13 protein-coding genes and 2 tRNA genes are annotated in these 12973 nt (G+C 64.7%); 8 read left to right on the top strand and 7 right to left on the bottom strand.

The window, feature by feature from the left end; all coding sequences use genetic code 11:
- The first annotated feature begins 65 nt into the window (after positions 1–65).
- A protein-coding gene (locus ACREB7_RS01925) for an IS3-like element ISSpma3 family transposase (RefSeq protein WP_431590620.1) occupies positions 66–1237 on the top strand; the annotation gives its coding sequence in 2 pieces (ribosomal slippage) (positions 66–318 and positions 318–1237; 1173 coding nt in all).
- Positions 1238–1709: 472 nt separating this feature from the next.
- Here the strand turns inward: ACREB7_RS01925 and ACREB7_RS01920 are convergent.
- Positions 1710–1800, bottom strand: a tRNA-Ser gene (locus ACREB7_RS01920).
- A gap of 74 nt (positions 1801–1874) precedes the next feature.
- On the opposite strand from ACREB7_RS01920, the gene ACREB7_RS01915 reads away from it, so the two are divergent.
- The 3 genes from ACREB7_RS01915 to ACREB7_RS01905 all read left to right on the top strand — a co-directional run bounded on the left by ACREB7_RS01915 (position 1875) and on the right by ACREB7_RS01905 (position 3623).
- Positions 1875–2843, top strand: a complete 969-nt coding sequence (locus ACREB7_RS01915) for a peptidylprolyl isomerase (RefSeq protein WP_431590619.1) — start codon at positions 1875–1877, stop codon at positions 2841–2843.
- A gap of 133 nt (positions 2844–2976) precedes the next feature.
- Complete coding sequence (locus ACREB7_RS01910; protein WP_431590618.1) at positions 2977–3303, top strand: GIY-YIG nuclease family protein; 327 nt, start codon at positions 2977–2979, stop codon at positions 3301–3303.
- A gap of 5 nt (positions 3304–3308) precedes the next feature.
- Positions 3309–3623, top strand: a complete 315-nt coding sequence (locus ACREB7_RS01905) for a DUF1905 domain-containing protein (RefSeq protein ID WP_431590617.1) — start codon at positions 3309–3311, stop codon at positions 3621–3623.
- On the opposite strand, the gene ACREB7_RS01900 is transcribed toward ACREB7_RS01905, so the two are convergent.
- Positions 3613–3753 carry a hypothetical protein gene (locus tag ACREB7_RS01900; RefSeq protein ID WP_431590616.1) on the bottom strand — a complete coding sequence of 47 codons (141 nt, stop codon included), beginning with the start codon at positions 3751–3753 and terminating at the stop codon, positions 3613–3615. The two genes, ACREB7_RS01905 and ACREB7_RS01900, sit on opposite strands and share 11 nt — an antisense overlap.
- A gap of 105 nt (positions 3754–3858) precedes the next feature.
- Here ACREB7_RS01900 and ACREB7_RS01895 point away from each other — a divergent pair.
- Positions 3859–3933: transfer RNA gene (locus ACREB7_RS01895), tRNA-Thr, on the top strand.
- A 7-nt stretch (positions 3934–3940) separates the two neighbouring features.
- Here ACREB7_RS01895 and ACREB7_RS01890 read toward each other — a convergent pair.
- Positions 3941–4819, bottom strand: coding sequence for a LysR substrate-binding domain-containing protein (locus ACREB7_RS01890; RefSeq protein WP_431590615.1), 879 nt, complete (start codon positions 4817–4819; stop codon positions 3941–3943).
- A gap of 155 nt (positions 4820–4974) precedes the next feature.
- On the opposite strand from ACREB7_RS01890, the gene ACREB7_RS01885 reads away from it, so the two are divergent.
- Positions 4975–7296, top strand: coding sequence for a CDC48 family AAA ATPase (locus ACREB7_RS01885; protein ID WP_431590614.1), 2322 nt, complete (start codon positions 4975–4977; stop codon positions 7294–7296).
- A gap of 36 nt (positions 7297–7332) precedes the next feature.
- Here ACREB7_RS01885 and ACREB7_RS01880 read toward each other — a convergent pair whose 3' ends face one another.
- On the bottom strand, positions 7333–8652 hold the full coding sequence (locus ACREB7_RS01880; RefSeq protein WP_431590613.1) for an MFS transporter: 1320 nt from the start codon (positions 8650–8652) through the stop codon (positions 7333–7335).
- Between the two features lie 169 nt (positions 8653–8821).
- Between ACREB7_RS01880 and ACREB7_RS01875 the strand changes: the two genes are divergently transcribed.
- Positions 8822–9460: a class I SAM-dependent methyltransferase gene (locus tag ACREB7_RS01875; protein ID WP_431590612.1), complete on the top strand. Its 639-nt coding sequence runs from the start codon at positions 8822–8824 to the stop codon at positions 9458–9460.
- Here the strand turns inward: ACREB7_RS01875 and ACREB7_RS01870 are convergent.
- Positions 9457–10653, bottom strand: coding sequence for a phospholipase D-like domain-containing protein (locus ACREB7_RS01870; RefSeq protein ID WP_431590611.1), 1197 nt, complete (start codon positions 10651–10653; stop codon positions 9457–9459). The two genes, ACREB7_RS01875 and ACREB7_RS01870, sit on opposite strands and share 4 nt — an antisense overlap.
- 158 nt (positions 10654–10811) lie before the next feature.
- Between ACREB7_RS01870 and rpoZ the strand changes: the two genes are divergently transcribed.
- Positions 10812–11156: a DNA-directed RNA polymerase subunit omega gene (rpoZ, locus tag ACREB7_RS01865; protein WP_187141393.1), complete on the top strand. Its 345-nt coding sequence runs from the start codon at positions 10812–10814 to the stop codon at positions 11154–11156.
- A gap of 702 nt (positions 11157–11858) precedes the next feature.
- Here the strand turns inward: rpoZ and ACREB7_RS01860 are convergent.
- Both ACREB7_RS01860 and ACREB7_RS01855 read right to left on the bottom strand, forming a co-directional pair.
- Positions 11859–12464, bottom strand: coding sequence for a DUF3800 domain-containing protein (locus tag ACREB7_RS01860; RefSeq protein WP_431590610.1), 606 nt, complete (start codon positions 12462–12464; stop codon positions 11859–11861).
- A gap of 9 nt (positions 12465–12473) precedes the next feature.
- Entirely contained in the window at positions 12474–12965 is a 492-nt protein-coding gene (locus tag ACREB7_RS01855) for a hypothetical protein (protein ID WP_431590609.1), read from the bottom strand.
- Positions 12966–12973 lie beyond the last annotated feature (8 nt).

Here is a 12973-nt window from a genome sequence, read left to right as displayed (position 1 = left end):
TGACGTGACCCCCTGATTTTCCTCCAACAGTGATTAGAGTCCGGCCTTGAAGGAAGGACGGACAGATGAAGCGTTTGAGGTTTTCGGAAGAGCAGATCATCGGGGTGTTGAAGGAAGCGGAGGCGGGCGCGAAGACCGGCGAGCTGGCGCGGCGACACGGGGTGTCGGAAGCAACGATTTACAACTGGAAGGCCAAGTATGGCGGCCTTGAGGTGTCGGAGGCGAAGCGGCTACGCTCGCTCGAGGACGAGAACGCGAAGCTGAAGCGGTTGCTTGCGGACTCGATGCTCGACAATGCAGCGTTGAAGGATCTTCTCACAAAAAAATGGTGACGCCCGCCGTTCAGCGGGAAGCGGTCGCGCATCTCCAGGCTTGCCATGGGATGAGCGAGCGGCGGGCGTGCCGTGTCACAGGGGCCGATCGGAAGAGCATGCGCTACCGGTCGCAGCGGGGTGACGATGCCGAGGTTCGGGAGAAGCTGCGCGAGCTGGCGCAGCAGCGTCGCCGGTTCGGTTATCGACGCCTGCATATCCTGCTGCGCCGGGAGGGCGTAATGATCAACAGGAAGAAGACCCAGCGCCTGTATCGGGAAGAAGGGTTGATGGTCCGACGACGACGCAACCGGCGCCGGGCGATCGGTGCGCGGGCGCCCGCACCGGTGCTCGCGCTGCCGAACCAGCGCTGGAGCCTCGACTTCGTGCATGATCAGATGGCGTCGGGCCGGCGGTTCCGGGTGCTCAATATCGTCGACGACGTGACGCGGGAGTGCCTGCGCGCGGTGCCGGATACGTCGATCTCCGGGCGCCGGGTCGTGCGCGAACTCAGCGATCTGATCGAGGAACGCGGCAAGCCGGGAATGATCGTCAGCGACAATGGGACCGAGCTGACATCGAACGCGGTACTCGCATGGTGCGGTGAAGTCGGCGTCGAGTGGCACTATATCGCACCCGGCAAGCCGATGCAGAACGGCTATGTCGAGAGCTTCAATGGCCGGATGCGTGATGAGCTTCTGAACGAGACGCTGTTCCTCGACCTCGATCATGCCCGCAATGTGATCGCGGCCTGGGCCGAGGATTACAACCAGTCGCGGCCACACTCGGCCCTTGGATATGAGACACCGGCGGCGTTCGCCGCCGAACTGCATAAGCAATGGCCTGCGCAACTACGCCCTACGGGCTCCGCTGCGCAGGCCATTGCTTACACCGCGCTCATGCGCAACAAAGCTGCTGGGCTCTAATCCCCGCTGGTGGAAACCAGGGGGTCACGTCAGCACCAGCCCCTTTTTCTCTTCTGTCATCTTGCCCCCCCGCATTGGCTAAGCGTAATTCATGCCCCGGCGTGCGGCAATCATTGACGGAAAACCGACTTGTCCGGAACACCGTAATTGGCTGCCATTGGTCACTTGCCCGTTGCCCGTCATTTTTGACGGAGAAGCTGCCACCGCTCGGCACCCGCATAATTCAGCCATTTCGAGCCGCGATTTGTCGCGTTCGGTGTGTATGAGTTTCCAGCTTCCACGGCTGGCACCGGTTTGACTGCCCGAATGGCCTTGCGGACGTTCGCCTGCCCCCCTGTTGTGAAATGTTGAGGTGCGCGCCGATTGAGCGAATCCAGCCGCTGGCGTTCACTCCAAGCGCAAGTGCTATCGGGGAGCGGTTATGGGAACATCGGCCTTGGTTTGAAAAAATATCAAGAAAATCAAGGCATGATGGCGGAGCGGGAGGGATTCGAACCCTCGATACGCTTTTGACGTATACTCACTTTCCAGGCGAGCGCCTTCGACCACTCGGCCACCGCTCCGCATGCACTGGAAGGCGCGCCCTAATCGCTTGGCGGGGCTTTCGCAAGTCGGATAGGCGTGGCAGACGGATCGCATGAAGCATTGCCTCCTTGCCGCCGTCGCCGCGCTGTCGCTCGCCATTCCCGTCGCCGCGCAGGACGCCCCGCCGCCAACGGCCGAAATTCCGTCGCCCGGAGAAATCGCCGCCGCCGCGCCGGCGAAGGATTGGGTGGCGATTGCGCCGTCCGACCTGCTGGTGATGGACCTCGCCCCCGCCGCCAAGGGAAAGAAGGCGCCGGTGCGGCGCGTCGTCATCCAGTTGATGCCCGCACCCTTCAGCCAGGGGTGGATCGGCAACATCCGCAAGCTGGCGGCGGCGCATTGGTGGGACGGGACGAGCATCAATCGCGTTCAGGACAATTATGTGACCCAGTGGGGCGACGCCACGGAGAAGAAGCCGTTGCCGCCCGGGCTCGCCACGATGCCCGAGAGCGATTATGTCGCGCCCGAGCCCGAGGACCGCTTCCTGCCGCTGTTTCAGGTCAATGATCCCTATGCCGGCGCGATCACGCTGTACAAGGGCTGGCCGCTTGGGTTCGGCCCGGCGAAAGACGATGATTTCAATTCGGGGCAGATTTACTGGCCGCTGCATTGTTATGCGATGGTCGGCGTGGGGCGCAACCTGTCGCCCGACACCGGTTCGGGTGCGGAGCTCTATACGGTGATCGGCCAGGCGCCGCGCCATCTCGACCGCAACATCGCTCTCGTCGGACGCGTGATCAGCGGGATGGAGCATCTGTCGAGCCTGCCGCGCGGCACCGGCCCGCTCGGCTTCTACGAGGATACGAAGCAGCGCGTGCCGATCGCGTCGATCCGCATCGCGACCGACCTGCCGCTCGCCGAGCAGCCGAGGTTCGAATATCTGTCGACCGAGAGCGACAGCTTCGCGAAATATGCCGATGCACGCGAAAATCGGCGCGATCCCTTCTTCATCCGGCCAGCGGGCGGAGCCGATATCTGCAATATCCCGGTCCCTGTGCGCGCGGTGGTTGCGAAAAAATGAGTTTGCGTTCGCCGATAGGCGCCCTTGGGCAGGCTCAGCGCTACGGTGATGGGAGCACGATAGTTTGTCCCATCACCGTAGTGCTGAGCTTGTCGAAGCACGCCTGCCGGGGCCCGCAAAGGCTCAATTGACGATGGATTGGATGTTCCATTGCTACATGCTGCGCTGTGCCGACGGCAGCTATTATGTAGGGCATACCGATGACCTGTCGCGAAGGATTGCGGAACACCAAACGGGTTTCTTCACGGGATATACCTATACGCGCCGTCCCGTCGAACTGGTCTGGAGCGATGCCTTCCAGACCCGCGATGATGCCAAGATGGCCGAGCGGCAGATCAAGGGATGGGGCAGGCCCAAGAAGGAAGCCCTAATCGTCGGCGATTGGGATCGGATTTCGGAATTGGCGAGAGGTCGGTCGATGACCGAGAAGCGCCCTTCGACAAGCTCAGGGCTACGGTAATTTATATGGAATCGTTCACCATCACCACGCCGCTGTGGCGCTGGCAGTCGGCGACTGCGCCCGCCGCCTGGTTCTTCCTGACCATCGCGGGCGATGTCGCCGACGGCATCCGTCTGGCCGCCATGTCGGGGCAATGGCTCGATAAGCGCGGTGGATTCGGCTCGGCGCGGGTTGCGGTGACGATCGGCGACACCAGCTGGAACACGTCGGTCTTTCCGCACAAGGAAAGCGGCGGCTGGATCCTTCCCGTGAAGGCCGCAGTGCGCAAGGCCGAGGGGCTGACCGAGGGCGAAGATGTGACGGTAACCGTCAGTCTTTAGGCGAGGTTTCCGCTTTGGTTTCGCGCGCCTGCGCCTTTCTTTTGCGCAGATTGTCGCGCAACGCTTCGGCGAGGCGACGTTCGCGTTCGAGGTCGGCGGGGGAGGGTGTCTTGCTCACGGCTTCGTCCATGCGCGCGAAATCGGCAAAGCGTCAAGCCTATCGCCTTGACAGGCGAGAGAGGCCCCGCCATAGGCCGCGCCTGCCCAGCGAACATGCGTTCGCGGCGGTCCGGTTGCTGCTGTAGCTCAGTGGTAGAGCGCGTCATTGGTAATGACGAGGTCGACAGTTCAATCCTGTCCAGCAGCACCATCTTTCTTCAGATCTTCGCCGCCAGCAGCCAGTCGTGGAAGAGTTTCACCGCCGGTTGCCGCAGCGCGCGCGGGCGGCACACGAACCAATAGCTGTACGGGCTTTCGACGTCGAAATCGAACAGCCGGATCAGCCGCGGATCATGCGCGTCGTCGAAGTGATGGCCGTGCATGAAGGCGACGCCGATCCCCTGCGCCGCCGCCTCGAGCATCAGCGGTCCCGAATCGAAAAAATCGATCCCCGCCGGTTCGAGATAGGGCATGCCGATAGCCTTTTTCCATTCGCTGAAGGTCTCGGGCATTTCGCGATGGACGAGGATCGTCATGCGCTGGAGCTGTTCGGGCACGGCGATCGGGCGATTGCCATCCGCCAGCGTCCGTGCCGCGATCGGGAACACCTTGTCCTGGTCGAGCCGCGCCGCATAAAGCGCGGGGTCGATCGAGCGCGCGAGCGCGATCGCCGCGTCGATGCCGTCGCCGAGCCGCGCTTCGGCGTGCGACATGGTGTCGATGTCGATATGCAGTTCGGGATGCTCGCGGCGCAATTCGGGGAGGCGCGGGAACAGGCGCTGCTGGGCAAAGAGCGGCAGCACATTGAGATGGAGCCGCATCGATGCGTCGGGGCTGCCGGCCTGCACGATCACCGCCCGCATCTCGTCGAGAATCGGCGACAGCTGATCCTGGAGGATGCGCCCAGTCTCGGTCAGCCGCAGCCCGTGGTGATGGCGGTCGAACAGCGGGCGGCCAACGGCGTGTTCGAGCGTCTGGATGCGCCGCGACAGCGCGGGCATCGACAGCCCAAGCTCACTCGCCGCCGCCTTGACGGTGCCGTGGCGGGCGACCTCGAGAAAGGCCTCCATGCTGCTGAGGGGAGGAAGGCGTGTCATATCGTCTGACAATGATGATGACATGTCGTTGACCGACATGCCAGAATTTTGTGCAGTGCGTCATAAGTCGCCCGATGTCCCGGAACCGAAGGGGGTCGCAAATCGGGAACCGCCGCCCTATCTTCGCCGTTCTGACACTTTGCGGGAGACACGCCTTGGCCGAAGCAGCGGTAAAAGAAAAACAGGTCAAACTGCAGGTGGCCAATGCCCGGGCCGAAGAAAGCGGCGGCGGCATCGCGCGCATTCCGCGCGCCGCCATGGCCGAACTCGGCCTTACCGAGGGCGATATCGTCCAGATCAGCGGCAAGCGCGATACCGCGTCGCGCGTCGTGCTGCCCTATGCCGAGGACGAAGGCCTCGACGTCATCCGCCTCGACGGCCTGCAGCGCGCCAATGCCGGCGCGGGCGCGGGCGATATGGTGGCGCTCAGCCGCGTCGAAACCCGTCCCGCGACGCGGGTGGTATTCGCCCCGGCGCAGGAGAATCTGCGACTGCAGGGATCGGCGAATGCGCTGAAACGCAGCTTTTTCGGACGACCGCTGGTCGCGGGCGATACCGTCGCGACCGCCGGACAGCAGCGGCTGCCGTCGGGCGACATGCCGCCGCAACTGCGCCAGATGCTCAACGCGCCGGCCTATGCGCTCGCCGAAGTGCGCCTGATCGTCGTGTCGGCGACGCCGAAGGGGGTCGTCTTCATCGACGAGAATACCGAGATCGAACTGCTGCCCGAATATCAGGAGCCGCAGGATGCGCGGCGCACCGACGTCACCTACGACGACCTTGGCGGGCTCGGCGAGACGATCGACCAGCTCCGCGAGATGGTCGAGTTGCCGCTGCGTTACCCCGAATTGTTCCGCCGGCTGGGCGTCGATCCGCCGCGCGGCGTGCTGCTGCACGGGCCGCCGGGCACCGGCAAGACGCGGCTGGCGCGCGCGGTCGCCAATGAAAGCGATGCGCAATTCTTCCTGATCAACGGGCCGGAGATCATGGGCAGCGCCTATGGCGAGTCCGAAAAACGGCTGCGCGATGTGTTCGAACAGGCGACCAAGGCCGCGCCGTCGATCCTGTTCATCGACGAGATCGATTCGATCGCGCCGAAGCGCGGGCAGGTGACCGGCGAGGCCGAAAAACGTCTGGTCGCGCAGTTGCTGACGCTGATGGACGGGCTGGAGCCGCGCACCAATTTGGTGGTGATCGCCGCGACCAACCGGCCCGACGCGATCGACGAGGCGCTGCGGCGTCCGGGCCGTTTCGACCGCGAGATCGTGATCGGCGTCCCCGACGAAAGCGGGCGGCGCGAGATATTGGGCATCCACACGCGTGGTATGCCGCTGGCCGAGGACGTCGATCTGGGCGAACTGGCGCGCACGACCTTTGGCTTTGTCGGCGCCGACATGGCGGCGCTGACCCGCGAGGCGGCGATCGAGGCGGTGCGGCGGATCATGCCCAAGCTCAACCTGGAGGAAGGGACGATTCCGCCCGAGGTGCTGGAGGAGCTCCGCGTCACGCGCGAGGACTTCAACAATGCGCTGAAGCGCGTGCAGCCGTCAGCGATGCGCGAAGTGATGGTGCAGGCGCCGAAAACGCGCTGGAGCGACATCGGCGGGCTCGACGCGGCGCGCGACAAGCTGATCGAGGGCATCGAGCTGCCTTTGAAGAACCCAGAGGCGTTTCGGCGGCTGGGCATCCGGCCCGCGAAAGGCTTCCTGCTCTATGGTCCGCCCGGAACCGGGAAGACGCTGCTGGCCAAGGCGGCGGCGCGCGAGTCCGATGCGAACTTTATCTCGATCAAATCCTCGGACCTGTTGTCGAAATGGTATGGCGAGAGCGAGCAGCAGATTGCGCGGCTGTTCGCCCGGGCTCGTGCCGTGGCGCCGACGATCATCTTTATCGACGAACTCGACAGCCTGGTGCCCGCACGCGGCAGCGGCACGTCGGGTGAGCCGCAGGTGACCGAGCGCGTCGTCAACACGATCCTCGCCGAGATGGACGGGATCGAGGAGATGCAGTCGGTCGTCGTCATCGGCGCGACCAACCGCCCGAACCTGATCGACCCCGCGCTGCTACGGCCGGGGCGGCTCGACGAACTCATCTATGTGTCGGTCCCCAATGCCGAGGGCCGCAAGCGCATCCTCGAGATCCAGACCGGCAAGATGCCGCTGGCCGACGATGTCGACCTGTCGGTCCTCGCGGAGAAATCGGATCGCTTCACCGGCGCCGACCTGGAGGATCTGACCCGCCGCGCCGGGCTCGCCGCGCTCAAGCGCTCGATCGGCAGCGAGACGGTGACGATGGCGGACTTCGACGCCGCGCTCAAGGACACCCGCGCCTCGGTCACCGAGGCGATGGAAAAGGATTATGAAAAGATCCAGGGCGAGATCAAGCAGGCGGCGATGAGCGTCGACCCGATCGGCTTCTTCGCGCCCGGCATGCTCAAGCCGGTCCGCGAGCGCAAGCACGACGACCCGAAAGATTGAATGATGCCCGACCCGCAGCCTGCCGATGGCTGCGGGTCAGGGTTCGTTGCCGATCCCGAAGGCGTGGTCCTGCCGGAGCGCCTTCCAGCCCCACACAACGAGCCAGCCGCAGAAACCGGCCATCAGGCCATAGGCCACCATCGGATGCCAGTTGTAGAGCAGCACCCCGATGGCGGGTGACACGATATAGGCTGAGCCGTTAATCGACGCGGTCATACCCGCGACGCTGCCCTGGTCGCGGCGCGGGACCGCGAGCGACGATCCCGCCGTAAAACCCGGACGAAACAGCCCGAAACCGAGCGAGGCGAGGGCGAAGCCGATGATGATGCCGTGGAGGTCGAACGACAGACCGGTCGTCACCGTGCCGATGCCGCCAAGCGCGGCGCCGACCAGCACGGCGGTGCGCGGCGACATTTTGAGGATCGGGATCAGCCCCCATTGCGCGAGCAGCGTGGCGAAGGCGCCCGCCATCAGCACGATGCCGGTCATCGCCGCCCCCTCGTCGGGACGCAGCCGCAGTTCGAGCCGGTCGAGGATCAGGAAGCCGATGACGCCGAGCATCATCGCCTGCGCCTGCCCCCCGAACAGTCCCGCGAGCAGCCAGGGCCGCACGCGGCGATCGGTCCAGCGCAGCGGCACGGGCTCGCCGTCCTCCGCCGCGTCATTCTCATCGTCCGACAGCGCCGTGTCGGGCGTGCCCGCCGACGTGGGGTAGGAGGCGATCGCACCGCGCGCGGCGAAGCGCGGGATGTCGTCCGGCAGGCGCCAGCGCAGCATGATCAGCACGATGAGCCCGATCAGCGCAAAGACCAGCAACGGCCCCGCCAGCCCCACGAAGGGCAGGATGAAGAAGGGCGCGATCGCCGGGCCGATGACGGTGCCGAGACCGAAGGAGGAGGAGACGAGCGACAGTGCCTGCGTCCGCTCGTCGGGGTCGGTGCGCGCGGCGACATAGGCCTGCACCGCCGGCGGCGCCGCCGAGCCGAAACCACCGTAAAGGCTGCGGAACAGCGCAAAGAGGATGAAGGTCGTGCCCGCAGCGAGCAGGCCGGTGAGCCCCGACCAGAGGACGAGCCCGCACAGCGCCATCGACGAGAGGAAACCGATCACCCCCATCGCCATCAGCGCCTTGCGCCCGCGCTTGTCGGACTGACGCGCCCAATGCGGCGCGGTGAGCACCCAGAGCAACGCCGACCAGCTGAACGCCAGGCTGACCCAGACGTCGGGGATATGCAGCTTGGCGCCGATCGCCGGCAGGATCGATTGCATCGCGGTATTGCCCGCCGCCGCGACGAGCATCACCGCGAACAGCACCGCCATGCGGTCGGCCGGAATCGAGCGGCTGATAGTCGACATGTCCGGCTCCCCCTCGACGGCTCGATCATTCGGTCCGATTTCTCCTACACGGCCCGTCGCGCCTGTCCAGCGAGGGGACGCAAGCGGCGCTTGTCAAGCGCACTCTTTCCTTGCGCCGCGCCCGCGATTTTGCCACGCCGTTCATGTCCGCAACAACGCGAAAGCCACCATGCCAAATCCTCGGGCGCAGGCCCAAGAACAGAAGATTGCGCTATCCACCCGGATCCGCGATCGAATGCGGCGCTTTTTCGGGCCCTGGGGCATGTTCGTGAAGGGCTTTATCAAGCATCCGGTGATGGTCGGCTCGATCGTGCCGTCGTCGCCGACGCTGATCCGCCACATGCTCAAGCCGGTCGACTGGAAGGCCACCAAGCTGTTCGTCGAATATGGTCCCGGCGTCGGCACCTTCTGCCGCCCGGTGCTCGAGCGGATGGCGGGCGATGCGACGTTGATCGCGATCGACACCAATGAGGATTTCATCGACTATCTGCGCAAGGACATCCGCGACAGCCGCTTCATCGCGGTTCACGGATCGGCCGCCGACGTCGAAGCGATCATCGCCGCGCACGGCTTTGAAAAGGCCGATTATGTCCTGTCGGGCTTGCCCTTTTCGACCCTGCCGGCGGGCATCGGTCCGGCGATCGCGGCGGCGACGCACCGCGCGCTGCGTCCCGGCGGCGCCTTTCTCGTCTATCAGTTCCGCGCCCGCGCGCGCGATTTCCTCGCCGCCCATTTCGCGCGCATCGACAATGCGTTCGAATGGGTCAATGTCCCGCCCTGCTTCCTGTTCTGGGGCTGGAAGGACTAAACTTCGGTTTCGGGATCGATCTCGCCCAGACCGAAGTTGAGGCGCCGCGACACCGTATAGTCGGCGACCCCGACGACGAGCCAGGCGAGCGTCCAGCGCAACCGCGTCAGCCAGGTGCCGCGCTTCTTGTGCTCGGCGATGGTGATGTCGTCACAATCCGGCTCGAGCTCTGCGACAAAGTCCCGCATCTGCCGTGCGAAGCCCGCATCGGCGACGCGCAGCATCACCTCGACATTCATAAACAGGCTGCGCATGTCGAAATTGGCGGTGCCGACATAGACGACGTCGTCGATCACGATCAGCTTCATATGCAGGCGGCAGGGGCGATATTCCCAGATCGTCGCGCGCTTGCGCAGCAGATAACCATAGAGCAGCCGTGAGGCGCCGATCGTCGCGGCATTGTCCGATTTCGCCGCCATCACGAAACGCGCGCGCCCGCGCCGAGCGACGCGGCCGAGCCGGCGCAACATGCCCTGTCCGGGGGAGAAATAGGCCATCGCCATGTCAAGTTGCCGCGCGCCGTCCAGGTCGGCGCGCACCGCTCGCGCCCAGGGCGACAGGCGCTGCGTCGGCCCGCCGACCAGCCAGGACACCGGCCCGGCATCGACCGGCCATTCGCGGATCAGCCGGCGCAGCATCAACAGCTTGCCGTCGTCGTTCACGGTATAATCGTGGATCTCGGTGAACCATTGCACCATCCGCGCCACCGTCGGCCCGCGCACGAGGACGCCGAGGTCGAACCAGCAATGCGTCAGGCGCGTGCTGAGATAGGGTTCGGCGATGTTGAACCCGCCGGTCATCGCGACCTCCTCGTCGACCAGCAACAGCTTCTGGTGGTTGCGGATGAGATAGGTCGAGCGCCAGCGCCGCGAGAAAAAGATCACGCTGCCGCCCGCGGCGCGCAGCGGATCGAAGACGCTGTCGGCGACATCGCCCGACCCGAAGCTGTCGATCACCGCGCGCACCCGCACCCCGCGCCGGGCGGCGGCGATCATCGCATCAAGCACCCGCGTTCCGGCGGCGTCATGCTCGAAAATATACATGATCAGGTCGATGCTGCGGACGGCCCCGTTCAGCAGCAGGAGCAGCCGGTCGAGCCGGTCGTCGCCATCGACGATCACCTCGATTCTATGCCCCGCCACATCCGCTGTCAGGCTTTCGGCTTTGCAGGTCGGCACGGGTTCGGCGCTCATGCGGATCGTCATAGGCCGAGCCGCATGAGCGGGGCAAGGGCGAGGCGCGGGGAAGGGGGATGTCGCCGGGTTTGATTGACATATCGGGGGCCGCCTGCTAGCGCGCAGCGCTTGCCGCCATGCCCTCGGGCTGGCCTCTCCTCGATCAAGGAAAACACATGGCCCGCGTTACCGTCGAAGATTGCGTCGACAAAGTCTCCAACCGTTTCGACCTGGTTCTGCTCTCGGCGCACCGCGCCCGCGAAATCTCGGGCGGCTCGGAGCTGACCATCGACCGCGACCGCGACAAGAACCCCGTCGTCGCGCTGCGCGAAATCGCCGAACAGACCGTGCGTCCGAAGGACCTGTCCGAAGCGCTGACGATTTCGCTGCAGAAGGTCGTGGTCGACGACGACGATACGCCCGATGAAATCAGCTCGATCAGCCGCTCGGCCGAAGCCCTGCGCCTCACCGCCGCCGCGCCGCCGCGCAGCCCTGCGGGTGGTGGCAGCGACTTCGAATAAGTCGAAGCGACAGCGAGATCACCAAGGGGGTCGCGGGAAACTGCGGCCCTTTTTGTTGCGTGATCGGTCCGTCCTGTGGAAGCCATCCAACTCCGGCAATCAGGCCTAGAGAGCGGTCAAACCCCAGTCCGGGTGGTGCCGGTTACCGCATATTTTGAAACGCAAGGCTCAGGTACTCCCTCACTGAATGCGCTATGGTCGGATCGACTCCGCACAGGGACGAATCTGTCATTGTAAAATGACCAGACGGCTCTCCGTCTGTCCTCATAAGCGCCAAAGCCTACGAGCCGGTCGGAAGCCAGTTCGAGTGCGAAATTGGCGGTCTGTCCCTCGCACATGCTATTGAACTTGCGATCCCAGGCGATTTGCTTTGGAACGTCAATGGACCAGTTGTCGATGGATTTGACCAACTTCAGTGTCGCTCGGCCATTTTTACATTCGACCGCATAAAGACATGCTCCGTTCCCCGGCGCGCGATTTTTCACGTACCAGTTTGCCGAAGCAACAAGTTCGGCCTTCGACAGATTGTTCCAGCTCGAGTAGCGCTTTGCCCAGTCGAAAGGGCCCATAGCGAAAAAGGCCAGCAAGGTGACAGCCGCTAGCGCAAGCATGCGTCCATTCGGTCGAGATCGCTTTTGCATATGTCGAAAAACCACATTCCGGGACAGCAGGCAACTCGGTTGGTCCTCCGCTCGCTCCGTCTCAGGAAACCCGCGTCAGTTCCGCCACGCGGATCGCCTTCGACGCCAGCATCGGCTCGATGATCCGTGCGATCCGCGTCGCCCGCGGGGATTTGACCGCCATGTTGAACAGGCTGTTGGCGATCACGTCGGCGATCTGGACGCCGTCGCTGCGCTTGCTGTCGGCCAGCGAGGCGCGGCCCCATTGGCCGAGGCCGGCCTGGATTTCCTCGCGCACATGCGACAGGATCTTGGGGTCGTAGCGGCCGTCGTCGATCACCACGTCGGTGCACACGCCGCCGGTTTCGGGAAGCCAGTGGCCGACCGCCGAATTGAGCAACGCGCCATAGAGGGCGAGGTCGCTCGGCAAGCTGCCGTCGGCATTGGTCGCAAGCGTGTCGCGCTGTGACACCGCGACCCAGGCGCGGCCGCCGGCGCGGTCGAACAGTTCGAGCAGATAGGCGCGTTCGACGACCGAGATACGGCTGCCCTTGAGCTCGCCGCGCAATCCGGTGACGGCGCGAAACCGCGCATGAAGGTCGGCGGCGGCCTGCGGCGTCAGCATCACTGCCGCAAAGGTCATCGCACCGGCATTGAGCCCGCCCGATTCATCGCAATAAATCGTCATCGCCGCTTCCTAGCGGACGATGCCAAAGAAGGTCACCTTCTTGACCGCGCCTGCGGCGAGGGGTTCGGGAAGGACCCATTGAACATGGGTCACATCGTCGGCGCCCGCGGCGCGTGGGCCCGCGCCCGCCACCGGAACCGTCAGCTCAGCCAGATTGCCATAGGTTTTGCCGCCATCGACCGAGATCGAGAAACCGGCCAGATCGTCGGTGCTGGCGAAGCGCACCTCGGGCGGGATCGGGTTGACGAATTTGAGGCCCGCCGCAGATTCGCTGGTGCGATTATCGAGCTGCAGCGTGAAGCGCAACCGGTCGCCGGGAACGACCGTCTCGGGCGCCGCAAAGCTGATCTTGCGCTGGCCCTCGGCGCCGGTGACGACCGTCTCTACCTCGACATTCTGGCTGAACTCGACGCGCTGGAACGCTTGCACGGGGCTGGCCAGGGCAAACATCGCGGCAACGCCGAGGCCGAACCGCGGCAGGCGGAATTTCTTGCGCTTCATTGCGAAAC

The organism is Sphingopyxis sp. (assembly GCF_050725615.1).
Classification (GTDB): Bacteria; Pseudomonadota; Alphaproteobacteria; order Sphingomonadales; family Sphingomonadaceae; genus Sphingopyxis.
This window is presented reverse-complemented; position numbering and strand designations above follow the sequence as displayed.